The following is a 23,698-nucleotide window of genomic DNA, read 5'->3' as shown; positions in this document are numbered from 1 at the left end:
CCCGTCCACCTTAGCCACCGGTTCCGACGCCGTCGGTGGCCGTCCCTAGACTGTGGATATGCGCATCCACATCGCCACCGATCACGCCGGACTCGACTTCAGCAGGCACCTGCAGGAGCATCTGACCGCTGCCGGTCACGAGGTGATCGACCACGGACCGGTCGAGTACGACCCCATCGACGACTACCCGGCGTTCTGCATCAATGCCGCCGCCGCCGTGGTGCGCGACCAGCAGGCCGGTGTCGAGGCGCTCGGCGTCGTCTTCGGCGGCTCCGGCAACGGAGAGCAGATCGCCGCCAACAAGGTCCGCGGCGCCCGGGCCGCCCTGGTCTGGAGCGAGTCCACCGCGCTGCTCGCCCGCCAGCACAACGACGCCAATGTCATCGCGATCGGCGCCCGCCAGCACACCGTCGAAGAGGCCACCGGCTTCATCGACGCCTTCATCGCCGAGCCCTTCTCGTTCGAGGAGCGCCACGTCCGCCGCATCGCCCAGCTGGCGGAGTACGAGGCCACCGGCGACATCGCGGGCAAGCACGTGGACCGCTGATGCCCGAGGGTCACTCCGTCCATCGCATCGCCCGGCAGTTCGCGGTCAACTTCGTCGGCCACCGGGTCTCCGTCTCGTCGCCGCAGGGGCGGTTCGCCGCGGATGCGACACGCATCGACGGCCACGTGATGACCGACGCCAAGGCGGTCGGCAAGCAGATGTTCCTCGAGTTCGACAACGGCCTCTGGCTGCGCGTACACCTCGGCCTGTACGGCGCGTGGGACTTCGCGGGCGACATCAGCATCGACCCGACGATCGCGAGCGCGAACGGCCGGATGGGCCAGACGAACCAGCGCGGCACCGACCTCGATCCCGTGCTCGACAGCGCAGGCGAGAACTCCCTCCACTCCATCGGCGCGCCCCGGCGCACGCGGCTGCGCATGGCCGAGTCCGAGAAGGTGGAGGCCGAGATCACGTCCTTCCCGCCCGAGCCGATCGGCCAGGTGCGCGTGCGGCTGCTGACCGACACCGCGGTCGCCGACCTGCGCGGGCCGACGGCCTGCGAGGTGCTCGACCCGGCGCAGGTGGATGCGGTGATCGCGAAGCTGGGGCCTGATCCCCAGGTCGACGACAGCCAGGAGGCGGAGGACCGCTTCGTCTCGATCGTGCGCCGCAAGCCGACCGCCATCGCGCTGTTGCTGATGGACCAGAGCGTCGTCAGCGGCATCGGCAACGTCTACCGCGCCGAGCTGCTGTTCCGCGCCAGGCAGAACCCGCACACGCCGGGCAAGCAGGTGCCGGAGGAGACGGTGCGGGCGCTGTGGCGCGACTGGGTGCATCTGCTGCGGATCGGCGTCGAGACCGGCCAGATGATGACGATGGACGACCTCGACGAGCAGTCCTACCGCAAGGCGATGGCGAACCGCGACGACCGCCACTGGGTCTACAAGCGCGAGGGACTGCCCTGCCGGGTCTGCGGCACGAACATCGTCATGGAGGAGCTGGGCGGCCGCAAGCTGTACTGGTGCCCGGTAGACCAGGCGTAGGAGGACCCTGTGCGACAGAATCCGAGCTTCACCCTGACCGACCCGGCCGAGCTGAAACGGCTCGTGCGCGAGAACCCGTGGGCCACATTCGTGAGCAACACGTCCGCCGGGCTGGTCGCCTCCCACTATCCGGTGATCCTCGACGAGTCGCGGGAAGAGCTGACGCTGCTCAGCCATGTCGGCCGTCCGGACGAGCAGCTGCACGAACTGGGAGAGCATGAGCTGCTCGTGATCGTGCAGGGTCGGCACGGTTACATCTCGTCCGGCTGGTACGACGAGAAACCCGCGGTGCCGACCTGGAACTTCATCGCCGCTCACTTCTCGGGCGTTCCCGAGCTTCTGGGCGACGAGGAGAACCTCGACGTGCTGGCCCGGCTGGTGGATCACTTCGAGGACGAGCTGCCCGAGCCGCGCCGCATGCGCGGCACGCTGGAGGATGCGGCCTACGCCGAGCGCATCGTCTCGGGCACGGTCGGCCTGCGGCTGACGCCCACGCGCGTTGTCGCAAAGCAGAAGATGAGCCAGAACCGCCCGGACCACATCGTCGACGCGATCATGGACGAGCTCGGCGGCGACGGCCCGTACGCCAGCGCCGGCCTGCTGCGCGAGATGCGTCTCGCGCACGACCGGCGCCGCGCCGCACGATGACGCTGCTGCTCGCCGGCGCACGGCTTCCCGGGCGCGACGGACTGGTGGATGTGGTGCTCGATGGCGATCGGATCGCCTCGGTCGAGCCGACCGGGTCGGCGGGCGGCCGTGCGGCGGGGGAGCGCATCCCCCTCGACGGTCGCTGGCTCGTGCCGGGGCTGTGGGATCAGCACGTGCACTTCACGCAGTGGGCGCAGACCGCCCGCCGCTTGGATGTGTCCCGGGCGGGGTCGGCCGCCGAGGCCGCCGCGCTGGTCCGGGAGCGCGCGTCGGGGGCGGGAGCGGGGGCAGCGTCGGCGGCGGATGCGGCGGACGAAGTGCTCGTCGGCTTTGGCTTCCACGACGCGCTCTGGCCGGACGTGCCGACGCGCGAGCTGCTCGATGCCGCCGCGGGCGACCGTCCGGTCGTGCTGATCGCCGGCGACCTGCACTGCTCCTGGCTGAACTCGGCCGCGGCCGCGCGCTTCGCGCCCGGCACCTCGGACGCTGTGCTCCGGGAAGACGCGAGTTTCGCCGTGACCAGCCTCCTCACCGCCGCCGATGACGCGACGCTTGACCGCTGGGCGGCCGACGCGGCACGGGTCGCCGCGGCCCGGGGCGTGGTCGGCATCGTCGACCTGGAGTACGGCTGGAACCTCGACGTCTGGCGGCGGCGCATCGCGGGCGGCGCATCCGGCTCCGCCGATCTTCGTGTCGAGTTCGGTGTCTATGGGGAGCACCTGGAGCGCGCCGCCGAGCTGGGCCTGCGCACCGACGACGTCGTGGATGACACGGCCGGCCTGCTCACGGTCGGCCCGTTCAAGGTGATCTCCGACGGCTCGCTGAACACTCGCACGGCGCTGTACTCGCACGCCTATCCCGACGGCTGCCACGGCGTGGCGAACCTGACTCCGGACGAACTGGTCGAGCGGATGCGGTTCGCCGTCGAACACGGCCTGGTGCCTGCCGTCCACGCCATCGGCGACGAGGCGAACCGTCGCGCGCTGGACGCCTTCGAGGCCATCGGCTCGGGTGGCCGGATCGAGCACGCCCAGCTGATCGACGCCGCCGACATCCCGCGCTTCGCGCGCCTCGGCGTGACCGCGAGTGTCCAGCCCGAGCACGCCATGGACGACCGGGACGTCGCCGACCGCCTCTGGCCCGACCGCACCGACCGGGCGTTCCCCCTCGCCGACCTGCACGCCGCCGGCGCCCGCCTCGCCTTCGGCTCCGACGCGCCGGTCGCGCCCCTCGACCCCTGGGCGGCGATCGCGTCGGCCGTCGGCCGCTCCCGCGACGGCCGCGACCCGTGGCATCCCGAGCAGTCGATCCCGGCGGAGGTCGCGCTGCGCGCATCCACTCGTTCGACGCTTGCGCCGGGTCAGCCGGCCGACCTCGCGGTGCTCGATCGCGACCCGCTCACGGCGACGCCCGACGACCTCCGCACCATGCCGGTCGCCGCCACGTTCGTCGCCGGCCGCACCACCCACGACACCCTCCGCTGACCCGCCGCCCTCGCGTCTCTCGCAGCTCGGCAGGGGCACGATTTGCGCCAAATCCCGGTTTTGGCGCCGCCATAACGACGATTTGGCGCAAATCTCGCGCCGCGCGAGCCGACGCAGACCGCCAGCCACGCGCTGAACGACGAAGGGGCCGCCCGCATCCGCGGGCGGCCCCTCGCACCGGAATCGGCAGTCGTTACTCGCTGATGTGCGCGAACAGGAACCAGCGGTCCTTGTCGAGCCCGCGGGCGATCTCGATCGCGACGTCCTGGCTGGTCTGGTCGAGCTCCGCGAGCTCGCGCACCGCCGTGTTCACCCCGGCGAGGGCCGCGTCGAGTTGCGCGATGACCTCGGCGATGGTCTCGTTGGAGGGGCGGAAGCCGGCGGTGAGCTCGCCGGTGGTGGTCTTGGCGGCGACGGTGCCGAGGCGCGCGTCGACCGGGAGGCCGAGGGCGACGATGCGCTCCGCGGCGAGGTCGGCCCACTCCTGGGCGTGGTCGACGATCGTGTCGAGCAGCTCGTGCACGCCGATGAAGTTGGCCCCGCGCACGTGCCAGTGCGCCTGCTTGCCGTTGACCACGATGGCGGTCAGGTCGATGACGACGGGGGTGAGGAACTGGGCGACCCCGGCGGCGACGTCCGGGTTCGAGACACTCTGGGTTGCGGCGATGTCCGTCATGATTGGCGTCCTTTCTTCTGCCTGCGATAACGCTACTCAGGCCCGCGAATTCCGCAACGAAGCGAAGGCTGCGCTTAGTTAGCCTGCCCTCTCATCCACGCGTCTCGGGTTAACCCCCGTACGGGTTCGGCGGCGCCCGGGATGGGGCGCTGAGCCGCGTGCGACGAGGCTCGAACCATGACATCCACACCGCCGCCGAGGCTCCGCCGCCCACGCGCATCCCTCATCGCCCTCGGCCTGACGGTCGCCCTGGCGGTGACCTCGGCCGCGACGCTTGTCGCCTGCAGCGGGCTCGGCGCGGGAACCATCGACACCGCCGGAAAGGTCGACTTCGACACCCGACTGCCCGTCCCGGCCCTCGCCGTCCCGACCGTCGAGGTTGACAGCACCAAGACCTTCGAGCTCGACGCCCGCGCCGGTACGACCGAGTTCCTTCCCGGAAAGAAGACGACCACGTGGGGCTTCGACGGCTCCTACCTCGGCCCCACTCTGGTCGCCGACCGCGGCGACGAGGTGCGTGTGCGCGTCACGAACCACCTCACGGAGGAGACCAGCGTCCACTGGCACGGGATGCACCTCCCGGCCCGGATGGACGGCGGCCCGCACCAGATGGTGTCACCGGGCGAAGTGTGGGAGCCGCACTGGCGTATCGACCAGCCCGCCGCGACTCTCTGGTACCACCCGCACCTGCACGGGCGGACCGAACAGCACGTCCAGCTCGGGATGGCGGGGATGTTCCTCGTCCGCGACCCGCAGGAGGCGGCGCTCGCCCTCCCGCGGACGTACGGGGTCGACGACCTGCCGGTGATCGTGCAGGACAAGCGTTTCGGCCCCGACGGACAGTTCACCGACTCCAGCTCGGGGTTCATCGGCCCGATCGGTGACACCCTGGTCGTGAACGGGGCCGTCGGGCCGTACGCCGAGGTCACCACCGACCGCGTCCGCCTGCGTCTGCTCAACGCCTCCGCCGCGCGCACCTACGACTTCGGCTTCTCCGACCGGCGGACCGTGCAGCTCATCGCGACCGACGGCGGACTCCTCCCGGCCCCGGCGGCTCTCGACCACATCCGGCTCTCTCCGGGCGAACGGGCCGAGATCGTCGTCGCCGTGCAGCCGGGGGAGCGCGCCGTACTGCGGTCGTTCCCACCAGACCTGGGGCTCGACGGTCCGCTGCCGGGCATGAATGCGGGCACCGACACCCTCGACGTGCTGCAGCTCCGCGCCGCCGCGTCCCTCGAGCACCGCCCCGACGTGCCGGCCGTCCTGGCGCCAGCCGAGCCGCTACCGATACCGCAGGTCACACGCACCTTCCGTCTCGACGGCCACGAGATCAACGGCCGGAAGATGGAGTCCGGCCGCATCGACGAGACCGTCACCGTCGACACGGCGGAGGAGTGGGTCGTCACCAACACCATGGATCTGCCGCACAGCTTCCACGTCCACGACGTGCAGTTCCGCATCGCGTCGATCGGCGGCGCACCGCCGCCGCCCGAGCTCGCCGGCTGGAAGGACACCGTCTACCTGCCGCCGCAGACCGAGTTCCGGTTGCTGCTGCAGTTCGCCGACTACACCGACCCCGACGCGCCGTACATGTACCACTGCCACCTCCTCGCCCACGAGGACGCCGGGATGATGGGCCAGTTCGTCGTGGTCCGCCCCGGCGAGCACGCGGGCGTCGTTCCGGAAGACACCACCGCTCCGCACGGCGGAAGCGGCCCACGAAAGGACACCAGTCATGACCACTGAAACGGACACCGGGCAGCCCGGCGCCGCCCGACCTTCTGCCACGCTGGATGCTGTGACGCCATCCCAGCCCCATCCCGCCCGCGCGAACTACGGCTCGCTGTGGCGCGGTGTGCCGCGCGAGCTCGGCTTCCTGCTCCTGACGATGCCGATCGCGATCGTCGGCCTGTCGGTGCTGATGTCGCTGTTCTGGACCGGCGTCGGCACGATCGTGATCTACGTCGGCTTCTTCGTCATCGTCGCCGCCTTCTACACCGCTCGCGGGTTCGGCCTGGTCGAACTGACGCGACTGGATTGGGCGGGCCGGCCGTCCATCCCGCGCCCGGTCTGGGAGAAGCCGGGCACCCCGCGCACCTTCCTCCGCTCCGTGTTCGGGCCGTTCGCGAACGGCCACTACTGGCTGTACCTGCTGCACGGGATGCTCATCAACCCGATCGTCAGCATCGTCTCGTGGACGCTGACCATCGTGTGGGCGTCGGTCGCGCTGGGCGGGCTGACCGGGTGGATCTGGGAGCCGTTCATCCCGCAGGGCGACCGCGACTTCTTCCTCTCCCAGACGGTGGTGGATGCGGTGTTCCGCACCACGTCGACGTTCGACCCGACCGTGGGCGACCGCATCCTGTACCTGATCGCGGGCGTGCTGTTCGCCGCGACCCTGCCGTTCGTGACGCGCGGTCTGACGCTGCTGCACGAGGCGGTGGCGCGCGGCCTGCTCGGCCGGTGGCCGTCGGAGGAGTTGCAGCAGGAGGTGGCCGACCTGTCCGCCTCGCGCGGTGCGGCCGTCGCTGCGGAGGATCAGGCGCTGCGCCGGTTGGAGCGCGACCTGCACGACGGTCCGCAGCAGCGTCTCATCCGGCTGCAGATGGACATCGCCGCCGCCGAGCGCAAACTCGCCGACGACCCGGAGGCCGCCGCGACGCTGCTCGCCGAGGCGCGGCAGCAGGCGGGCGACACCCTGGAGGAGCTGCGGGCCCTGTCGCGCGGTTTCGCCCCGCCGATCCTGCAGGACCGCGGCCTGGTCGCCGCCGCCGAGTCTCTCGCCGCGCGCAGCCCCATCCCGGTCACCGTGGAGTCGTCGCTGCAGCCGGGGGAGCGCTTCAGCCCCGAGATCGAGCGGAACGCCTACTACGTGCTCGCGGAGCTCGCCGCGAACCTGGCCAAGCACTCCGGCGCGCAGGCCGGTCGCCTCTTCCTGGAGCGGTCGGTGGATGCGTCGGGCGCCGCCTGGCTGAGCGTCTGGCTGACCGACAACGGCCGCGGGGGAGCCTCCCTCGTCGAGGGTCACGGCCTGCGCGGACTGGAGGAGCGCGTGCGCGGCCTGCGCGGCGAGCTCGTGGTGGACAGCCCCGTGGGCGGCCCCACCCGCATCGGTGCGCGCATCCCGCTCGCTTGAGCCGCGGGCCGTGCCTAGCCCATCCAGTTGACGCAACACGCCGTCCGCCAGCCTGGCGCGACGGCGTGTCGCGTCAACCCGGTGGGTCGGGCCCGCGCTCTAGGCTGGGTGGGTGCCGAGCGAATCCGTCCCCCTGCGTGTCGTCGTCGCGGACGACTCCGTCCTGCTGCGCGAGGGCCTCATCCGGCTGTTCGACGAGGCCGGCTTCGACACCGTGGGCGCGTTCGGCGACGCGGACACGCTGCTGGAGGCGGTGCCCGACCTGATGCCGGATGTCGCGGTGCTCGACGTGCGCATGCCACCGACCTTCCGCGACGAGGGCGTGCGGGCTGCGCTGCGCATCCGCCGCGAGCATCCGTCGATCGCCGTCCTCCTGCTGTCGCAGTACGTCGAGGGCACCTACGCGCAGGAGCTGCTCGCCGGCGGCGAAGGCGGCACCGGCTACCTCCTGAAGGACCGCATCGCCTCCCTCGACGAGTTGCGGGATGCGGTCACCCGGGTCGCTGCGGGTGGCACGGTGCTCGACCCGCAGGTGGTCCGCGAGCTGCTGACCCGGCGGACCGACCCGCTGGAGCGCCTCACCCCGCGCGAGCGGGAGGTGCTGGAGCTGATGGCCGAGGGACGCACGAACGCGGCGATCGCCGCGCGCATGGTCGTCGGCGTCGGCGCAGTGGAGAAGAACGTCACCTCCATCTTCCAGAAGCTGGGCCTGGAGGACTCCGGCGACGACCACCGCCGGGTGCTGGCGGTACTGGCCTTCCTGCAGCGCTGAGGTGTTGGATGGCCGCATGGCTGGATTCGACGACATCACCAAGAAGGCGCAGGAGTTCCTGAACGACCCGAAGGTCAAGGACGCGCTCAACTCCGAGCAGGCGGAAGGCGTCAGCGACAAGCTCCTCGACGGCGTCGCGGGCGCCGCGAAAAAGGTCACGGGCGGCAAGTTCGACGACAAGATCGAGGGCGCGCGCGACGAGGCCGACAAGCACGTCGGCAACGAATAGCGGTCACGCGGTCGGCCGGATGGGCTGAAGCGACCTGATCGCGCGCCGATAGATCGAGTAGCCCCACCGCATCGCCAGCGCCACCGCGGCGAGTGCGACGCCGACGCCCACGACGATGGCGGCTACCGGCGGCCCACCGAACGCCGCCGTCGCCCCGCCTGCCAGCAGGCCGAGCACGATCGACTCCACGACCGCGATGAGCATCATGGAGCTGCCGAATACCGAGCTCCCGCCGCGCTCGTAGAAGAAGTGGTAAGTCGTCCGGATGCCGGCCTCGTCGTCGTTCGCGGACGCGTACAGGTACCGGTCGAGTCCCGGGTCGAGTTCCAGGTACGCCGCCCGCAGCCGGTTCATCGCGACCACGTACATCATGTCCTCGTCGGACGTGTTGAAGACGCGGACCATCGTGATCAGCCCCAACAGCGCGAGCACGAGCAGCACCCCGAGCGCCGCCAGCCCGAACCACCCCCGGAACGCACTTGCCTGCCCGATGAACCCGAGCGTCACCAGTCCCGCCGACACGAGCGTCAAGAAGATCGCGATCCGCGTCAGCACCTCGCTCTGCGTCGTGCTCCGCGACGCCAGCAGGCTCCAGTGCTCTGTCGCGAGCAACTGCGCGCGCAGGCTGCGCTGCGCGTCCGTGAGCCCGTCAGGAGGCGGGGGAGTCGGCGTCATGACGGAATTGTGCCGCGGCACGCCACGATGTGCACTAGACGAATCGAATCAGCACCGGCGCATGGCTCGGGTGCTACTACGCACTATGCCGTCAGTAGATCGGCAGAGAGAGGAGGTTATCGCTCAGAGTTCCGTCGCCATGGGTCCGAAGGTAATCCGGTGAGCCAGACACCACCTCGACGTAAGCAGTCGTCCCTCCTCCAGCCACATAAACCGTGGAAGGGTGGCGATTTACGTAATCGACCGCGCTCGACTTCGTGAACCATTTGTTCATCTCCCCATTTCGTCCTTCAAAGAAATAGTCAGTGATGGTTCCCAGCTGGGGCGGGCGACTTGAAACCTTAATGGCGGTAATTTGGTACACGCGATCCTCCTTTAGCTTGCCCGAGTCTCGCAGCGGCACCGATGATCGGGTATTGCCCGAAAGGTGTACATAGTGAAGGCGTTTCAATCTGAACGGCGTAGGCACCCGGACACCGCGGCCCGCGCCATGCTCCACGGCCTAGACGGCCCTGCGCACGTCACCCGCATGGTCACTGAACTAGCGGCAGCGTGTTGTCGTCGTGGCACTGGACGAGCGCGCGGGTGACCGGGTTCGACGCATCATTACAAGCCCCAGAGATCCGCCGAGTTTGCTGGTGCCACACGTGCTCAATCCCGGGGGCTAGACGCCGCCGTCCGCGAGTTCGCCTACGAGCAGATCGTCGCCTCGTGCGCGGAAGTCCTCGAAGAGCTGCGGCGCTCGCACGGTCACGAACTCAGACAGAAGCGCTAGTCACAGAGTTCTAGACCTGCGTCCACGACAGGAGTGTTGTCGACCTTGAGCCCGCCAACGTCCGGATCTGGCGCCCAGATGGGATCAATCGCCGGCAGATCGGTGTGGTCTTTGGCTGAACCGTTTCCGGCGTACGTTTTCCCGTCCGGATCTGTAACGGAAACGACATGTAGGCGTTGCCCACCGGCCGTGATGCTCTTGCAGCCAACGATCACGTAGGGCACCGTCAACGGCCATGCGCGACCAAAGTCGGTGCTCACCAGCAGCCCCGGATCGTCTCGAAGTTTGCTCGGAACGTTGACCACAGGGGGAGTCGTTACCACCGCTGAAGGCATGTCAGAACAAAGCCCATCCTGAGGCTCACCCATCTTCTTGCTTGGCAACGTAACGACTACATATCCAGCGTTGCCGCCGTCGTCGTTCGGGCCGCCCCCTGGTGCCCAGGTCCGATCTACGCAGACCTGCGACTCGCTAATCATGACGCCTTTAAACGTCATTCCCTTCCAGATCGGCGCGTCCGGGAGTGCGTCTTTCGCAGCTTGCTCTGCGATCGCGATGCTTTCAGCCGCGCTCATGGCGGGTGCAGCAGGGGCTGACATTGGTGGGGGAGCCTTTGGGTGGTCTGACCGGGGAGTCGTTGCCGAGCAACCGACTAGCGCGAGCGCCAGACAGGCGAGCGTCGACGCGATGTAACTGTGCCTGCGTGTCTTACCCGGGACTTTCACAGTCCCACCTGCTTATTCCAGTCCCGCATGAGGATTCCGATGCGCTCGACATCGGGCATTTCTAGCGTCCCGCTATGCATGATGACGTTCCGGGACCTCTCGATGGTGCCGAAGATTGAGGTGGCCCAATCGAGCCGACGAACGTAAGGCTCAAAGAGGTCCCAGTTCTGCTGCATGATGTTCGGCAGATGTCCCAGTTCCGTGAAGCTGAGGAGATCCTCTCCCCTCACGCCATGCCACTTGGTCTTCTCTTCGTCCGACTTGCGGCTTTCGGCAAAGTCGCGAATCTTCTTCGAGACGCCGTTGTCCCACCAGTCCTCCCCGAACTCGTCGATCAGGACTCGTGAGACGAACTTGCGTACCGAATGCTCGAAGGCGGCGATTGCGGCATACACGACCGACATCAATCGCGCTTCGTCAAGCATGTCGGGGTCGAACAATTCCAGGCTCAATGCAGCCTCGATGTCGGCCTCGGTGGCCGAGAACGCAGGCCGCCCAGGACGCCCGGCGGAATCAAGTGCTTCCTCGGTCAACATTCCGCGGTAGACGAAATTGTAGATTCTGTCGTCCACGGCTACCCCAGGTGCTCCTTCAACGATTTGAAGAGCGCGTTGTAGACGGCCGGATCGCGCGACTCCGGCAGATGAATGTTGATGTTGTAGACGAGGTCACCGATCTTGCCCGACTTCTGACCGCCGCGAGGGTCGCCGAGTCGATCATCTTCAGGAGTGCCGGCTGCCTCATCTTCCTGTTCGTCCTCGTCAGGGTCCGGTGCCTGCTGCGCCTTTGAGAAGTCTGCCGACTTGACGAGAGCTGCAAACGTCGCCGCCATGGCCGTCAAGACTCGATCTGTATACGACCCCTCGGACAATGTCTTCATTTTGTTTCGAACGTCGCTCTGAGACATCGTGTTGGCGTTCTTGTTAACGCGGAACAGGTCGCTGTACGCCTCCCGGATAGCCTCGGCCAGAACCAGCTCGGAGCGCGTCTGGTCCAGGTACTCGTGGTAACGCCGAGTCGGAACGCCTGACTCATTGAGCATGCCGAGCGCTTTCAGCACGTTGACCATTGCCCGGTCATTGCTGCCCGCGAAACCAAGCCCCTCCAAGAACTTGATGGTGAAGCGGTCCGGTGCCTGGGCCGCCTGCATCGCTCGGAGGATGTCAGACGTGTTCTTGGTACTCGTCAAGTACGCGGAAGGCAGACTCATGGCCAGATCATAGACGCTGGCCCGCGACCGCTCTCACCCCAGTGCACGGGGTTCTGCCGGGGATCGTGTTCCGGAGCGTCTCACTCAACGGGCCGCTCGCCCAGCGCATCCAATGGAGGGGATGACGGGAATCGAACCCGCGTAATCAGTTTGGAAGACTGAGGCTCTACCATTGAGCTACATCCCCGGCGCCGCAGATGCGGCACGGTGGCCGCCCGATCTGTGCGGCGGCCGACGACCATCGTAGTACACGCGCGGGGGAGCACGCGTGCAGTAGACTTGCCCACGGTCTTTCGCACCGCTTCAAGCCGGGGCGTAGCTCAGCTTGGCTAGAGCGCCCGCTTTGGGAGCGGGAGGTCGCAGGTTCGAATCCTGTCGCCCCGACGAGGACCTCGTTCCTTGCGAGAAGACCATCGTTCGATCATTCAGGAGAACCCAGACATCGTGAAGACCACGGTCGAGAAGCTCAGCCCCACCCGGACCAAGCTCACCATCTCGGTGACGCCGGAGGAGCTGCAGCCTTCCATCAAGCACGCGTACGAGCACATCGCCGAGCAGGTGACCATCCCCGGTTTCCGCAAGGGCAAGGTGCCGCCGCCCATCATCGACCAGCGGGTCGGCAAGGCCGCCGTCCTGGAGCACGCGGTCAACGAGGGTCTCGACGGGTTCTACCGTCAGGCGATCGAGGAGAACGACGTTCGTCCCCTCGGCCGCCCCGAGGCCGACATCACCGAGTGGCCGAACGAGTCCGACTTCTCGGGCGACCTGCTCCTCACCATCGAGGTGGATGTGCGCCCCGAGGTGAAGCTGCCCGACTTCGACGACATCACCATCACGGTCGACGCGGCCGAGGTGGGCGTGGATGACGTGGAGGAGGAGCTGGACCGGCTCCGCAGCCGCTTCGGCACCCTCGTCACGGTCGACCGTCCCGCCAAGACCGGTGACTTCGCCCAGATCGACCTGGTCGCCGTGATCGGCGGCGAGGAGGTCGACACCGCGGCGAACATCTCGTACGAGATCGGCTCCGGCGAGCTCATCGACGGCATCGACGAGGCCCTCGACACGCTCACCGCCGGCGAGACCACCACGTTCGAGGCGCCGCTCATGGGCGGCGACCACGAGGGTGAGAACGCCCAGATCACCGTGACGCTGAACGCCGTCAAGGAGCGCGAGCTCCCCGAGGCCGACGACGACTTCGCCCAGATCGCCTCCGAGTTCGACACCATCGGCGAGCTGCGCCAGAGCCTGCGCACGCAGGTCGAGCGCGCCAAGGTGTTCGGCCAGGGCACGGCCGCCCGCGACCAGCTGGTCGACAAGCTCCTCGAGCTGGTCGAGATCCCGGTCCCGGAGCAGCTGGTCGAGGACGAGGTCCACCGCCACCTGGAGCAGGAGAACCGCCTCGAGGACGACGTGCACCGCGCCGAGGTGAAGGAGTCCAGCGAGAAGACCTTCAAGACGCAGATCCTCCTCGACGAGGTCGCGCAGGAGAACGACGTCAAGGTCAGCCAGGACGAGCTCACCCAGTACCTCGTGCAGGGTGCCGCCCAGTACGGCATGGACCCGAACGAGTTCGTGAAGATCCTCAGCGAGAACGGCCAGATCCCGTCGATGGTCGGCGAGGTCGCCCGCAACAAGGCGCTCGCGATCGTCCTCGGCAAGGTGAAGGTCGTCGACACCGACGGCAAGCCGGTCGACCTGGCCGAGTTCACCGCCATCGCGGACGGCGACGACACCGACGCTGCGGACGAGGCTCCCACCGCCGAGTCCGCCACGGAGGAGGCCCCCGCTGAGGAGGCCCCCGCCGCCGAGGAGAAGCCGAAGAAGCGCTCCACCAAGAAGAAGGCCGACGACAAGTAACGTCGCGCCGTCACGAAGCCGGGCCGCGCCATCCGCGCGGCCCGGCTTTCGTGCATCTGGGGACGCGACGCGCCGTTCTGGCACCATGAGAACGGCGTGTTGCGCCCCACAGACCGAACGGGACGAAGGAGAGCGGGAATGGACGACTGGCGACAGCGAGTGGACGCGGTCTGGGCCGACGCGGACGACACGCGCGAGCAGGCCACCCTCGACGCGATCGACGCACTCGTCGCCGAACGCCCCGCGAACGACCCGGAGGCGCTGTTCGAAGCGGCCAGCGGCCGTGACTTCGCCGGCCGCGAAGCCGACGCCGAGCCCTTCTATCGCGCGGCGCTCGCGCACGGTCTGGCCGAGCCGTACCGCGGGCAGGCGATCGTGCAGCTGGCGAGCACCCTCCGCAACCTCGACCGCCCGGCCGAAGCACTCAGCCTGCTGCGCGACTTCCTCGGCGCAGAGCCCGAGCATCCCCTCGCCGACGCGGCCCGCGCGTTCGCCGCGCTGTGCCTCTTCGACGACGGGATGCGCGCCGACGCGCTCCGCGAGGCGCTCGGCGCACTCGCCCCGCACCTGCCGCGGTACGGCCGCGCAGTGACCGCCTATGCGGCCGCCCTCGACGACGACTGACCCCCGCATCCACTCCGCGGCGCGCTGCTCTCTCTGCCGAGGGCGAACAGCGCCGAAATGCGCTCGGCGCTCCGATAGATTCGACACCAAGCGACAAAGGAAACGGAGCGAACATGGCCGATATGGGTATCCAGCCCAGTGTTTTCGACAGACTTCTCAAGGACCGGATCATCTGGCTCGGTTCGGAGGTCCGGGACGAGAACGCGAACGAGATCGCCGCGAAGCTGCTGCTCCTGGCCGCGGAGGACCCCAAGCGGGACATCTACCTCTACATCAACTCCCCGGGTGGCTCGATCACCGCGGGCATGGCCATCTACGACACGATGCAGTTCGTCCCGAACGACATCGTCACCGTCGGAATCGGAATGGCCGCGTCGATGGGGCAGCTGCTCCTCACCGCAGGCACCAAGGGCAAGCGCTACATCACCCCGAACGCCCGCGTTCTGCTGCACCAGCCGCACGGCGGCTTCGGCGGAACGGCGAGCGACATCCAGACCCAGGCTCAGCTCATCATCGACATGAAGAACCGCCTCGCGCAGATCACCGCGGAGGCCACGGGCAAGTCGGTCGAGCAGATCAACGCCGACGGCGACCGCGACCGCTGGTTCACCGCCCAGGAGGCGTTGGAGTACGGCTTCGTCGACCACATCCGGGAGTCGGCCCTCGACGTCTCGGGCGGCGGCGGGACCGAGCCGGAGTCCAAGTAGCAGGCCGCCGAAAAGGATAAGGACAACAGAATGAACACCCCCATGCTCGGCGGTCAGGCCTTCAGCGGCGTTCAGGCGCCCGGCGCCCGCTACATCCTCCCCAGCTTCGAGGAGCGAACGGCTTACGGCTACAAGCGTCAGGACCCGTACGCGAAGCTCTTCGAGGACCGCATCATCTTCCTCGGTGTGCAGGTGGACGACGCGTCCGCCGACGACATCATGGCCCAGCTCCTCGTGCTCGAGAGCCAGGACCCGGACCGTGACATCGTCATGTACATCAACTCGCCCGGTGGCTCGTTCACCGCGATGACGGCGATCTACGACACGATGCAGTACATCCGCCCGCAGATCCAGACCGTCGTGCTCGGCCAGGCCGCCTCGGCCGCCGCCGTGCTGACGGCCGCCGGCACCCCCGGCAAGCGTCTGGCGCTGCCGAACGCCCGCATCCTCATCCACCAGCCCGCCGTCGGCGAGGCCGGTCAGGGGCAGGCGTCCGACATCGAGATCCAGGCCAACGAGATCATGCGCATGCGCACCTGGCTGGAGGAGACGCTCTCGAAGCACTCCAACCGCTCGGTGGAGCAGGTCAACAAGGACATCGACCGCGACAAGATCCTGTCGGCGGCCGAGGCCCTCGAGTACGGCCTGATCGACCAGGTGCTCACCAGCCGCAAGTCGCTTCCGGCGCTGGTCAAGTAACCAGCCGCACCCGCAACGGGGTGGTCGTCCGCACGGACGGCCACCCCGTTCGTGTGTCCGGGGGAGGCCATCTGCTGTGAGCAGAACCGCCGCGTGAACGAAAACGGCCGGGCTGCGCACCATTGTCGTCCGCACGGGTTAGGCTCGTCAGAACAGACCCGAAGAAGGAGGGGAGAGGGATGGCACGCATCGGGGAAAGCGCCGATCTGCTCAAGTGTTCCTTCTGTGGCAAGAGCCAGAAGCAGGTTCAGCAGCTCATCGCCGGTCCTGGCGTGTACATCTGCGACGAGTGCGTCGAGCTCTGCAACGAGATCATCGAGGAGCGGCTCGCCGAGGCGGGTGAGGAGGCGTCGAGCGAGTTCGACCTTCCGAAGCCCAAGGAGATCTTCGGGTTCCTGGAGGAGTACGTCATCGGCCAGGAGCAGGCCAAGCGCGCTCTGGCCGTCGCGGTGTACAACCACTACAAGCGCGTCCGCGCCCGGCAGAGCCTCACGGCCGCCGACACGATGGACGACGTCGAGATCGCGAAGTCGAACATCCTGCTGATCGGCCCCACCGGCTGCGGCAAGACGTACCTCGCCCAGACGCTGGCCCGGCGCCTCAACGTGCCGTTCGCCGTCGCCGACGCGACCGCTCTCACCGAGGCCGGCTACGTCGGAGAAGACGTCGAGAACATCCTCCTCAAGCTCATCCAGGCCGCCGACTACGACGTCAAGCGGGCCGAGACGGGCATCATCTACATCGACGAGGTCGACAAGATCGCCCGCAAGGCCGAGAACCCGTCGATCACGCGCGACGTCTCGGGCGAGGGCGTGCAGCAGGCGCTGCTGAAGATCCTCGAGGGCACGGTCGCCTCGGTCCCGCCGCAGGGCGGCCGCAAGCACCCCCACCAGGAGTTCATCCAGATCGACACGACGAACGTGCTGTTCATCGTGGCCGGCGCCTTCGCCGGGCTGGAGGAGATCATCTCCTCGCGTGCAGGCAAGAAGGGCATCGGCTTCGGCGCCCCGCTGCACTCCAAGGGCGACGACATCAACCTCTTCAGCGAGGTGCTGCCGGAAGACCTGCACAAGTTCGGGCTCATCCCCGAGTTCATCGGCCGTCTCCCGGTCGTGACGACGGTGACGCAGCTCGACCAGGAAGCGCTCATGCAGATCCTGACCGAGCCGAAGAACGCCCTGGTCCGCCAGTACCAGCGCATGTTCGAGCTCGACGGCGTTCAGCTGGAGTTCGACCACGCGGCGCTCGAGTCGATCGCCGATCTCGCGGTGCTCCGCAAGACGGGCGCCCGCGGCCTCCGCGCCATCATGGAGGAGGTGCTCGGCCCGATCATGTTCGAGGTGCCGTCCAGCTCCGAAGTGGCTCGTGTGGTCGTGACGAAGGAGGCGGTGCTCGAGAACGCGGCGCCGACTATCGTCCCGCACCGCCCGCGGCGCGAGGAGAAGTCGGCGTAAGCACCGGCTGCTTGATCAGCATCTCCGGCGCCTTTGTCACCAGCAGCCACGCGGGCAGCACGGCGAGGCACAGGATCGGCAGGATGAGCAGGTTCTGCGTGACCGCGACGCCGATGAAGATGGCGATCCATCCATCGCGCGCAATGGCCAGGGTCAGCCCGAGCACGCCGGCAGCGACGGCGATCTGAACCGGCACGGCCGGCACGAGCGCATTCGCGAGCGTCCCGACAGCCGCGCCGATGAACACGGCAGGGAAGATGCGACCGCCGCGGAACCCGGCTCCCGCGGCCACCAGCAGTGCAGCCAGCTTGACCACGAGGATGAGCGCCAACTGACCCGCGGTGTAGTCGCCCCGCGAGGTGACCAGCTGATTCATCTGCGTCAGCCCCTTGAACAGCGTGATGGGGCCGCCGAGTGCCCCCAGGCCTCCCAGCACCGCGCCGCCGATCAGCGTCATCAGCAGGGGGTGGCGGAGGGCGTGGAACCCGCGGTGGACCAGCGGAAACAGGTACACCCCGACGAGCCCCACCGCGGTCGCGAGCACCGCGATGATCAGAGCCGCCAGCACATCCCACCCGGTGATCGTCGTATACGCGGGCATCGGGATGGCGAAATGCGGATGCGCCAGGAACGTCATCGTCAGCGAGCCGGCCGCCGCCGAGACCAGCGGCAGGAACAGCTTGTCCCAGAGCGCACCACCGCCCTTCACTGCTGCGACCATCCCGGTGAACACCAGGGCCGCGGCGACGGGCGTCCCGAACAGGGCGCCGATGGTGCCGGATGCAGCCATCGTCAGCACCAGCTGCACCGGCACGGCCTTCCACAGGCGACCGACCAGCGCGACCATCAAGCTGATGTTGATGGCGATGATCGGGTTCTCCGGCCCCAGACTGACACCGCCGGCGAGGCCCAGGACCGCGGCCAGCGCCAGCGACGGCACCACCGCGGGGCGCAGGGGCGGGGCGACGAGTTCCGTCGTCGCGGAGTCGGGGCCCGCGTGGCCCGGTACCAGCCACACCGTCAGCCCGACCGCGGCACCGGTCACGGTGAGGACGGCGAAGATCCACCACCCCGACGACGGGTCGATGCCGAGGGCTTTCGGGAGGTTCGTCCACACGCCGTCCTCGATCAAGCCTGCCAGCGACTCGATCGCCCAGAGGGCGAGGGCACTGACCACGCCGACGACGACGGCGGGGATGCTGAGGAGGACGAGTTGGCGAACGGACGGCGCTGCGAGTTCCGGCTGCGTGGCGGTCATGGCCACCCCCTCTCGGCAATGCTCAGCGCTCGACTGGGCTCAGCGCTCGACTGGGCTCAGCGCTCGACTGGGCTCAGCACTCGACTGGGCTCAGCGCTCGAATGGGCTCAGCGTAGAGGGTGGCCGGTGAGGCGGGCTAGGCTCAGTTGTCCAGCCCGCGACGCTTCAGGAGCGGCTCGATCTCGGCGTCGCGGCCCCGGAAGTCGCGGTACGCCTCCAGGGGGTCCTTCGACCCGCCGACGCCAAGCAGCCGTGCCCGGAACCGGTCGCCGTTCTCACGCGTGAGGCCGCCGTTCTCGCGGAACCACTCCACCGTGTCGGCGTCGAGCACCTCGCTCCAGATGTAGGAGTAGTACCCGGCGTCGTAGCCGCCCGAGAATGTGTGGGCGAAGTAGGTGCTCGCGTAGCGCGGCGGGACGGCCGGGTTGTCGAGCCCCACATCCGCGAGCGCGCGCGCCTCGAAGGCCGCGACGTCGTCGACCGTGTCGTCGGCGGTGATTCGGTGCCAGGCCTGGTCGAGCAGCGCGGCCCCCAGGTACTCGCTGGTCGCGAAGCCCTCGTTGAAGCCCTCGGCGGCGTGCAGCTTGTCCACGAGCTCCTGCGGCATCCGCTCGCCCGTCTGGAAGTGAACGGCGTAGTTCTCGAGCACCTCCGGCCACAGCATCCACATCTCGTTGACCTGGCTCGGGAACTCGACGAAGTCGCGGAACACGTTCGTGCCGGCGAAGCGCGGATAGGTCACCCGCGCGAAGAGGCCGTGCAGCGCGTGCCCGAACTCGTGGAAGAGGGTGTTCGTCTCGTCGTAGGTCAGCAGCGTCGGCTCCCCGGCGGCCGGTTTCGGCACGTTGAGGTTGTTCACGACGACCGTGGGGGTGTCCAGCAGGGCGGACTGCGAGATGAGGGGATTCATCCACGCGCCGCCGCGCTTCGAGTCACGCGTGTAGAGGTCGAGGATGTACAGGCCGAGCTCGGAGCCGTCCTCGTTGCGGGCCTCGAACACGCGGGCGTCGGGGTGGTAGGCGACGAGGTCGGGACGCTCGGTGAAGCTGATGCCGTAGAGCCGGTTCGCCGCGTAGAAGACGCCATCGCGCAGCACGCGCTCCGCCTCGAAGTACGGGCGCATCGCGGCGAAGTCGACGTCGAACTTCTCGGCGCGCACCTTTCCGGTGAGGTAGGCCCAGTCCCAGGCCTCCACGGTCTCGTCGTCGCCGAGCTGGCGCTGCAGGTCCGCCTGCTCGGTGCGGGCGTTGCGCGCCGCCGGCGGTGCCAGGCGGCCGAGCATGTCGGCGACGGCCTCGGGCGTGCGGGCGGTCTGGTCGGCGGTGACGTAGGCGGCGTGCGTGTCGAAGCCGAGCAGGCGTGCGCGCTCGGCACGCAGTCGGGTGATCTCCAGCACCAGATCGCGGTTGTCGTTGTCGCCGCCGCGGATGCCGCGGGCGCGGGATGCGGCCATGATCCGCTCCCGGCTCTCGCGCCGGGTGAGGTCGGCCAGCCACGGGTGGCCGGTGGGCAGGACGAGGCTGACCACGAACTTGCCGTCCAGCCCGCGTTCGGCGGCGGCCTGGGCTGCGGCGGACAGCTCGCCTTCGCCGAGGCCGTCGAGCTCCTCGGCGCTGTCGAAGACGACCGCGAGGTCGTTGGTGTCGGCGAGGAGGTTCTTCTCGAAGCGCGTGGTCAAGGTCGAGAGCCGCTGGTTGTACTCGCGCAGACGCTCCTTGTCGGCGTCGTCGAGGCCGGCGCCCGCGAGGGTGAACTCGGTGTAGTAGCGCTCGACGAGGTACTGCGACTCCGGGTCGAGGCCGAGCTCGTCGAGCTGCGCGTGCAGGGAGGCGATGCGCGCGTAGAGGGCGGGGTTCAGCCGGATGGCGTCCTGGTGGGCGGCCAGGCGCGGTGCCATCTCCTCCTCGAGGGCGTTCGTGAAGTCGGTGCTGTCGCTGGAGCTCTTGTTGAAGAAGACCTCGGCGACGCGCAGGAGCGTCTGACCGGAGCGCTCCAGCGGAAGCATCGTGTTCTCGAAGGTCGCGGCTTCGTCGCTGGCGACGATCGCGTCGATCTCAGCCAGTTGCTCCTCGAAACCGTGCTCGAACGCGGGCCGGTAGTGCTCATCCCGGATCTCGGCGAACGGAGGCAGTTGGTAGGGGAGGGTGCTTGCGGTGAAGAAGGGATTCGCGGTCTCGGCCATTGCTCCAGCCTAGACAACCCGTGGCGCTGAGCAAAGGAACGATTGCAAAGACAGTATTGCAAAGAAGCAGTTGCAAAGAAGTCTTTGCAGTCGTACTCTGGTCACATGACGAACGAGGGACAGCCCGAGCAGACCGCACCCGCCGCCGGCGTCGCGGGCGGCAGCTCCCGCTACGAAGACGCTCTGGGGATGGCGGCGCTGCGCGCGCTCGCCCATCCACTCCGCGTCGAGCTCATGAACGAGCTGTCCGACTTCGGCCCGGCCACCGCGAGCATGCTCGCCGAGCGCCTGGGGGAGTCGAGCGGTGCGACCAGCTACCACCTCCGTCAGCTCGCCAAGCACGACATCATCGTCGAGGACACCGAGCGCGGTTCCGGCCGCGAGCGCTGGTGGCGCATGGCTCCCGGCGGCGTGACCATCGGCTCCGCAGAGACACTGTCGACGCCGGCCGGCCGGGAGGCCAGCGAGCTGATCTCGCTCGGCTGGCAGCAGAACAACGAGCGCCGCCTCGCTGCGTTCCTGCGTCGCGGTCTCGACACGTTCGGGTTCGACTGGATGCAGTCGAGCACCCTGTCGACGTCGCACCAGGAGCTCACGCGCGAGCAGCTGGCCGAGTTCGGCCGCGAGTACTACGTGCTGCAGGAGCGCCTTCGCGAGAAGTGGAAGGCCGAGAACGCCGAGGTCGAGAAGGCCGGAGGCGAGGTCGCTGACCGCAAGCGGGTGCAGATCCAGTTCAACGCGTTCCCGCTGGTGGAGCAGGAGGACCGCTGATGTCCGCATCCGCATCCGCCGTTGCCGCGGCGCGCACGCCGCTCGGCGCCGGCTTCGGTCGCCTGTGGACCGCCGCGATCGCCAGCAACCTGGCCGACGGTCTCGGTCGCACGGCGGTCCCGCTGATCGCCACGACCCTGACCCGCGACCCGGCGCTGATCGCGGGCGTCAGCGCCGTGACCTTCCTGCCGTGGCTGCTGTTCGGCATCCCGGCGGGCATGCTCCTCGACCGCGTCGACCGGCGCGTCGCTATGGCCGTGGCCAACTCGCTGCGGTTCGCGGTCGCCGCCGTGCTCGCCATCCTCATCACCACCGACGCGCTGACGATCTGGCTGCTGTACGCCTGCGTACTGGCGTTCGGGCTGGGGGAGACCGTCTTCGACAACGCGACCTCGACCGTCGTCCCCGCCCTCGTATCGCGCGATCAGCTGGATCGGGCGAACGGGCGGATGCAGTCGGCCGAGATCACCATCCAGAACTTCATCGCCACCCCGGTCGCGGGCTTCCTGTTCGCCGTGGCCATCGTGCTGCCGGTCTGGCTGACGGGCGCGGGCTTCCTCGTCGCGGGGATGCTGGCGCTGACCATCCCGGCCGCCGCGGCCCATGCGGCTCATCACGGGGAGGCGGGAGCGGCCGAGCCGCGGCCGACGCTCTCCGCGGTCGTCGGCTTCCTCTGGCAGCAGCGGTTCCTGCGGTGGATGATCCTGCTCACGTCGACCACGGCGTCCGCTCTGGCCTTCGCGCAGGGGAGCGTCGTGCTCCTGCTGCTGCAGACGTTCTCGGTGCCGGCCGCCCTGGTCGGCGTTGTGACTGCCGCCGTCGGGGTGGGTGCGCTCGTCGGCGCTCTCGTCTCGAGCCGCTTCGTCGAGCGCTTCGGCCGCGGCCGCGTGATGTTCTGGGCGATCCTGATCAGCGGCGTCGGCATCCTCGGTGTCGGCGTCACCGCCAACGTCGTCATCGCGATCGCCGCCTACGCCATCGGCGCGTTCGGCGTCGCCGTCTGGAACGTGCCGTGGGGCGCGCTCCGCCAGGCGATCATCCCGAACGCCATGCTCGGCCGCGCACTCGGCATCGTCCGCACGCTCGGCTGGGGGCTGACGCCCATCGCCACCGTCCTGGGCGGCTTCGTCGCCCGCATCGACCTCCGGCTGCCGTTCGTCATCGGCGGCGGGCTGGTGGTCGTCCTGACGCTCGTCGCGTCGCGCCTGATCCTGTCGGCGTCCGTGCAGACGCCGGCCCACGAACCCGTTCCGGAAGGACAACCCTCATGACCGCCGTCCTGGTCACGCCGTACCGCCCGCTCACCCACCGCGTCGCCCTGCGGGTCGGCACCGCCCTCACCGCGTGGGGCGCCCGTCCACTGCCGCGCGGCGTCCGGCACGCCGACCGCGTGGAGCTCATCGAGCGCACGCGCGACGCGGCCGCACACACCCTGCCGCAGCTGCCGCGCTGAGCGGCACCTGCTGACGGCGGGTCAGGCCTCGTCGTAGTCGGACGCGTCGGCCTCGATCGTCTGCGTGATCGTGGCCGAGTCCTCCTGGGCGTTGTAACGGATCTCGGTGCCGTCGTCGAGCGTGACGACCGGCTTGCCCTCCAGCCAGGTGAGCGTCCAGCTCCAGCCGGTCGTCTCCACATCGGTGGCGACGAGCTCCTCCTCGACGGTCTGCACGGCGTACGCCACGACCTCCGGCAGGGAGGCGGGAGGCTGCTCGCCGACCGCCCAGCGCGTCCCGAGCTGCATCAGGCGCGTCCCGCCTCGACGCGGGCGGACGCCAGGTCGATCTCGTACGTCACCCAGGACGTCCGGCTCGCGACCTGGTCGTAGAGCTTCTGTGCGGTCGAGTTGTCCTGCGCGGTGATCCACTGCACGACACCGAGCCCGCGCTCCTCGGCGAGGGAACGGGCCTTCTGGATGAGTGCGCCGCCGACCCCCTTGCCGCGCTCCTCTTCGACGACGAACAGGTCGTCCAGGAACAGGCCGCGGTCTCCTTCGAGCGGGCGGGCGAACTCGCGCATGTGGGCGAGCCCGACGATGCGGTCGCCGTCGACGGCGACGTAGCCGTCCTCCTCGTGGTCGTCGGCGGTGAGCCACGACCACAGGACCAGGGCCTTCTGGTCCGTCAGCTGGGTGTCGTAGAACTCGGCGTACTTGGCGTACACATCGAGCCAGGCGAAGAAATCGCCGTCCTTGACCGGTCGAACCTCGATCGACATGGATTCCTCCGTTCGCGTTTCGCGCCCGGTCGCGAGACCGGTGCGTCCTCCGACCATATAACGGTCACG

General features: G+C 68.6%; 26 protein-coding genes and 2 tRNA genes. 17 read left to right on the top strand and 11 right to left on the bottom strand.

Annotated elements, in window-relative coordinates:
* Nucleotides 1-58 precede the first annotated feature (58 nt).
* The 4 genes from BLR91_RS09405 to BLR91_RS09390 are packed head-to-tail and all read left to right on the top strand — an operon-like array spanning nucleotide 59 to nucleotide 3,665.
* The gene (locus BLR91_RS09405; protein ID WP_018190781.1) at nucleotides 59-547 is read left to right on the top strand and encodes a ribose-5-phosphate isomerase; all 489 of its coding nucleotides are present in this window, start codon (nucleotides 59-61) and stop codon (nucleotides 545-547) included.
* On the top strand, nucleotides 547-1,533 hold the full coding sequence (locus BLR91_RS09400; RefSeq protein WP_089875532.1) for an Fpg/Nei family DNA glycosylase: 987 nt from the start codon (nucleotides 547-549) through the stop codon (nucleotides 1,531-1,533). Before BLR91_RS09405 ends, BLR91_RS09400 begins: the two co-directional genes overlap by 1 nt.
* A gap of 9 nt (nucleotides 1,534-1,542) precedes the next feature.
* Entirely contained in the window at nucleotides 1,543-2,181 is a 639-nt protein-coding gene (locus tag BLR91_RS09395) for an FMN-binding negative transcriptional regulator (protein ID WP_089875533.1), read from the top strand.
* Entirely contained in the window at nucleotides 2,178-3,665 is a 1,488-nt protein-coding gene (locus tag BLR91_RS09390; RefSeq protein ID WP_089875534.1) for an amidohydrolase, read from the top strand. The genes BLR91_RS09395 and BLR91_RS09390 overlap by 4 nt, the downstream gene beginning before the upstream one ends.
* A 193-nt stretch (nucleotides 3,666-3,858) precedes the next feature.
* Here BLR91_RS09390 and BLR91_RS09385 read toward each other — a convergent pair whose 3' ends face one another.
* On the bottom strand, nucleotides 3,859-4,341 hold the full coding sequence (locus tag BLR91_RS09385) for a Dps family protein (protein ID WP_020074922.1): 483 nt from the start codon (nucleotides 4,339-4,341) through the stop codon (nucleotides 3,859-3,861).
* A gap of 177 nt (nucleotides 4,342-4,518) precedes the next feature.
* Between BLR91_RS09385 and BLR91_RS09380 the strand changes: the two genes are divergently transcribed.
* The 4 genes from BLR91_RS09380 to BLR91_RS09365 all read left to right on the top strand — a co-directional run bounded on the left by BLR91_RS09380 (nucleotide 4,519) and on the right by BLR91_RS09365 (nucleotide 8,478).
* On the top strand, nucleotides 4,519-6,087 hold the full coding sequence (locus BLR91_RS09380; RefSeq protein WP_089875535.1) for a multicopper oxidase family protein: 1,569 nt from the start codon (nucleotides 4,519-4,521) through the stop codon (nucleotides 6,085-6,087).
* Entirely contained in the window at nucleotides 6,077-7,477 is a 1,401-nt protein-coding gene (locus BLR91_RS09375) for a sensor histidine kinase (protein ID WP_231918870.1), read from the top strand. The genes BLR91_RS09380 and BLR91_RS09375 overlap by 11 nt, the downstream gene beginning before the upstream one ends.
* Nucleotides 7,478-7,589: 112 nt before the next feature.
* Nucleotides 7,590-8,249 (top strand): response regulator transcription factor, encoded by a 660-nt coding sequence (locus tag BLR91_RS09370; RefSeq protein ID WP_018190788.1) that lies wholly within the window; start codon nucleotides 7,590-7,592, stop codon nucleotides 8,247-8,249.
* A gap of 16 nt (nucleotides 8,250-8,265) precedes the next feature.
* Nucleotides 8,266-8,478 carry an Rv0909 family putative TA system antitoxin gene (locus BLR91_RS09365; RefSeq protein WP_089875537.1) on the top strand — a complete coding sequence of 71 codons (213 nt, stop codon included), beginning with the start codon at nucleotides 8,266-8,268 and terminating at the stop codon, nucleotides 8,476-8,478.
* Between the two features lie 3 nt (nucleotides 8,479-8,481).
* Here BLR91_RS09365 and BLR91_RS09360 read toward each other — a convergent pair whose 3' ends face one another.
* From BLR91_RS09360 to BLR91_RS09335, 6 genes are all read right to left on the bottom strand, one after another.
* Complete coding sequence (locus BLR91_RS09360) at nucleotides 8,482-9,153, bottom strand: hypothetical protein (RefSeq protein WP_089875538.1); 672 nt, start codon at nucleotides 9,151-9,153, stop codon at nucleotides 8,482-8,484.
* A gap of 91 nt (nucleotides 9,154-9,244) precedes the next feature.
* Nucleotides 9,245-9,517 (bottom strand): DUF3892 domain-containing protein, encoded by a 273-nt coding sequence (locus tag BLR91_RS20470; RefSeq protein ID WP_157694644.1) that lies wholly within the window; start codon nucleotides 9,515-9,517, stop codon nucleotides 9,245-9,247.
* A gap of 407 nt (nucleotides 9,518-9,924) precedes the next feature.
* Complete coding sequence (locus BLR91_RS09350) at nucleotides 9,925-10,527, bottom strand: YebY family protein (protein ID WP_231918869.1); 603 nt, start codon at nucleotides 10,525-10,527, stop codon at nucleotides 9,925-9,927.
* Nucleotides 10,528-10,649: 122 nt separating this feature from the next.
* Entirely contained in the window at nucleotides 10,650-11,225 is a 576-nt protein-coding gene (locus BLR91_RS09345; RefSeq protein ID WP_089875540.1) for a Swt1 family HEPN domain-containing protein, read from the bottom strand.
* A 2-nt stretch (nucleotides 11,226-11,227) separates the two neighbouring features.
* On the bottom strand, nucleotides 11,228-11,863 hold the full coding sequence (locus BLR91_RS09340) for a DUF5343 domain-containing protein (RefSeq protein WP_089875541.1): 636 nt from the start codon (nucleotides 11,861-11,863) through the stop codon (nucleotides 11,228-11,230).
* 113 nt (nucleotides 11,864-11,976) lie between these two features.
* Nucleotides 11,977-12,050: transfer RNA gene (locus BLR91_RS09335), tRNA-Gly, on the bottom strand.
* Nucleotides 12,051-12,172: 122 nt separating this feature from the next.
* Here BLR91_RS09335 and BLR91_RS09330 point away from each other — a divergent pair.
* From BLR91_RS09330 to clpX, 6 genes are all read left to right on the top strand, one after another.
* Nucleotides 12,173-12,247, top strand: a tRNA-Pro gene (locus tag BLR91_RS09330).
* Between the two features lie 60 nt (nucleotides 12,248-12,307).
* Nucleotides 12,308-13,720 (top strand): trigger factor, encoded by a 1,413-nt coding sequence (gene tig / locus BLR91_RS09325; protein ID WP_089875542.1) that lies wholly within the window; start codon nucleotides 12,308-12,310, stop codon nucleotides 13,718-13,720.
* 138 nt (nucleotides 13,721-13,858) lie between these two features.
* The gene (locus tag BLR91_RS09320; protein ID WP_018190792.1) at nucleotides 13,859-14,344 is read left to right on the top strand and encodes a tetratricopeptide repeat protein; all 486 of its coding nucleotides are present in this window, start codon (nucleotides 13,859-13,861) and stop codon (nucleotides 14,342-14,344) included.
* A gap of 113 nt (nucleotides 14,345-14,457) precedes the next feature.
* Nucleotides 14,458-15,051 carry an ATP-dependent Clp protease proteolytic subunit gene (locus BLR91_RS09315; RefSeq protein ID WP_026307152.1) on the top strand — a complete coding sequence of 198 codons (594 nt, stop codon included), beginning with the start codon at nucleotides 14,458-14,460 and terminating at the stop codon, nucleotides 15,049-15,051.
* Nucleotides 15,052-15,081: 30 nt separating this feature from the next.
* Complete coding sequence (locus BLR91_RS09310) at nucleotides 15,082-15,750, top strand: ATP-dependent Clp protease proteolytic subunit (RefSeq protein ID WP_018190794.1); 669 nt, start codon at nucleotides 15,082-15,084, stop codon at nucleotides 15,748-15,750.
* A 179-nt stretch (nucleotides 15,751-15,929) separates the two neighbouring features.
* Nucleotides 15,930-17,204, top strand: coding sequence for an ATP-dependent Clp protease ATP-binding subunit ClpX (gene clpX, locus BLR91_RS09305; protein WP_018190795.1), 1,275 nt, complete (start codon nucleotides 15,930-15,932; stop codon nucleotides 17,202-17,204).
* On the opposite strand, the gene BLR91_RS09300 is transcribed toward clpX, so the two are convergent.
* Nucleotides 17,161-18,462 (bottom strand): ion channel protein, encoded by a 1,302-nt coding sequence (locus BLR91_RS09300; RefSeq protein WP_018190796.1) that lies wholly within the window; start codon nucleotides 18,460-18,462, stop codon nucleotides 17,161-17,163. The two genes, clpX and BLR91_RS09300, sit on opposite strands and share 44 nt — an antisense overlap.
* A 142-nt stretch (nucleotides 18,463-18,604) precedes the next feature.
* Nucleotides 18,605-20,644 (bottom strand): M3 family metallopeptidase, encoded by a 2,040-nt coding sequence (locus BLR91_RS09295; RefSeq protein ID WP_089875543.1) that lies wholly within the window; start codon nucleotides 20,642-20,644, stop codon nucleotides 18,605-18,607.
* A gap of 105 nt (nucleotides 20,645-20,749) precedes the next feature.
* Here BLR91_RS09295 and BLR91_RS09290 point away from each other — a divergent pair, with 105 nt between their 5' ends.
* Genes BLR91_RS09290 through BLR91_RS09280 form a run of 3 tightly spaced genes read left to right on the top strand, consistent with a single transcriptional unit; the run spans nucleotide 20,750 to nucleotide 22,868 of the window.
* A complete protein-coding gene (locus BLR91_RS09290; protein ID WP_089875544.1) occupies nucleotides 20,750-21,415 on the top strand; it encodes a helix-turn-helix domain-containing protein in 666 nt (221 codons plus the stop codon).
* A complete protein-coding gene (locus BLR91_RS09285; RefSeq protein ID WP_089875545.1) occupies nucleotides 21,415-22,686 on the top strand; it encodes an MFS transporter in 1,272 nt (423 codons plus the stop codon). The genes BLR91_RS09290 and BLR91_RS09285 overlap by 1 nt, the downstream gene beginning before the upstream one ends.
* Nucleotides 22,683-22,868 carry a hypothetical protein gene (locus BLR91_RS09280; protein ID WP_089875546.1) on the top strand — a complete coding sequence of 62 codons (186 nt, stop codon included), beginning with the start codon at nucleotides 22,683-22,685 and terminating at the stop codon, nucleotides 22,866-22,868. The genes BLR91_RS09285 and BLR91_RS09280 overlap by 4 nt, the downstream gene beginning before the upstream one ends.
* Nucleotides 22,869-22,889: 21 nt before the next feature.
* On the opposite strand, the gene BLR91_RS09275 is transcribed toward BLR91_RS09280, so the two are convergent.
* A complete protein-coding gene (locus BLR91_RS09275) occupies nucleotides 22,890-23,156 on the bottom strand; it encodes a hypothetical protein (protein WP_018190801.1) in 267 nt (88 codons plus the stop codon).
* On the bottom strand, nucleotides 23,156-23,686 hold the full coding sequence (locus tag BLR91_RS09270) for a GNAT family N-acetyltransferase (protein ID WP_018190802.1): 531 nt from the start codon (nucleotides 23,684-23,686) through the stop codon (nucleotides 23,156-23,158). Before BLR91_RS09270 ends, BLR91_RS09275 begins: the two co-directional genes overlap by 1 nt.
* Nucleotides 23,687-23,698 lie beyond the last annotated feature (12 nt).

It is taken from the genome of Leifsonia sp. 466MF (assembly GCF_900100265.1).
GTDB lineage: Bacteria > Actinomycetota > Actinomycetes > Actinomycetales > Microbacteriaceae > Leifsonia.
Note: the sequence above shows the minus strand (reverse complement) of the source record. Positions and strands in the feature narration are given on the sequence as shown.

Coding starts and splice junctions, on each gene's coding strand:
- BLR91_RS09405 (WP_018190781.1), top strand. CDS start 59: ATGCGCATCCACATCGCCACCGATCACGCCGGACTCGACTTCAGCAGG.
- BLR91_RS09400 (WP_089875532.1), top strand. CDS start 547: ATGCCCGAGGGTCACTCCGTCCATCGCATCGCCCGGCAGTTCGCGGTC.
- BLR91_RS09390 (WP_089875534.1), top strand. CDS start 2,178: ATGACGCTGCTGCTCGCCGGCGCACGGCTTCCCGGGCGCGACGGACTG.
- BLR91_RS09385 (WP_020074922.1), bottom strand. CDS start 4,341: ATGACGGACATCGCCGCAACCCAGAGTGTCTCGAACCCGGACGTCGCC.
- BLR91_RS09380 (WP_089875535.1), top strand. CDS start 4,519: ATGACATCCACACCGCCGCCGAGGCTCCGCCGCCCACGCGCATCCCTC.
- BLR91_RS09375 (WP_231918870.1), top strand. CDS start 6,077: ATGACCACTGAAACGGACACCGGGCAGCCCGGCGCCGCCCGACCTTCT.
- BLR91_RS09365 (WP_089875537.1), top strand. CDS start 8,266: ATGGCTGGATTCGACGACATCACCAAGAAGGCGCAGGAGTTCCTGAAC.
- BLR91_RS09360 (WP_089875538.1), bottom strand. CDS start 9,153: ATGACGCCGACTCCCCCGCCTCCTGACGGGCTCACGGACGCGCAGCGC.
- BLR91_RS09350 (WP_231918869.1), bottom strand. CDS start 10,527: ATGTCAGCCCCTGCTGCACCCGCCATGAGCGCGGCTGAAAGCATCGCG.
- BLR91_RS09340 (WP_089875541.1), bottom strand. CDS start 11,863: ATGAGTCTGCCTTCCGCGTACTTGACGAGTACCAAGAACACGTCTGAC.
- BLR91_RS09320 (WP_018190792.1), top strand. CDS start 13,859: ATGGACGACTGGCGACAGCGAGTGGACGCGGTCTGGGCCGACGCGGAC.
- BLR91_RS09315 (WP_026307152.1), top strand. CDS start 14,458: ATGGCCGATATGGGTATCCAGCCCAGTGTTTTCGACAGACTTCTCAAG.
- BLR91_RS09310 (WP_018190794.1), top strand. CDS start 15,082: ATGAACACCCCCATGCTCGGCGGTCAGGCCTTCAGCGGCGTTCAGGCG.
- clpX (WP_018190795.1), top strand. CDS start 15,930: ATGGCACGCATCGGGGAAAGCGCCGATCTGCTCAAGTGTTCCTTCTGT.
- BLR91_RS09300 (WP_018190796.1), bottom strand. CDS start 18,462: ATGACCGCCACGCAGCCGGAACTCGCAGCGCCGTCCGTTCGCCAACTC.
- BLR91_RS09295 (WP_089875543.1), bottom strand. CDS start 20,644: ATGGCCGAGACCGCGAATCCCTTCTTCACCGCAAGCACCCTCCCCTAC.
- BLR91_RS09290 (WP_089875544.1), top strand. CDS start 20,750: ATGACGAACGAGGGACAGCCCGAGCAGACCGCACCCGCCGCCGGCGTC.
- BLR91_RS09285 (WP_089875545.1), top strand. CDS start 21,415: ATGTCCGCATCCGCATCCGCCGTTGCCGCGGCGCGCACGCCGCTCGGC.
- BLR91_RS09280 (WP_089875546.1), top strand. CDS start 22,683: ATGACCGCCGTCCTGGTCACGCCGTACCGCCCGCTCACCCACCGCGTC.
- BLR91_RS09275 (WP_018190801.1), bottom strand. CDS start 23,156: ATGCAGCTCGGGACGCGCTGGGCGGTCGGCGAGCAGCCTCCCGCCTCC.
- BLR91_RS09270 (WP_018190802.1), bottom strand. CDS start 23,686: ATGGTCGGAGGACGCACCGGTCTCGCGACCGGGCGCGAAACGCGAACG.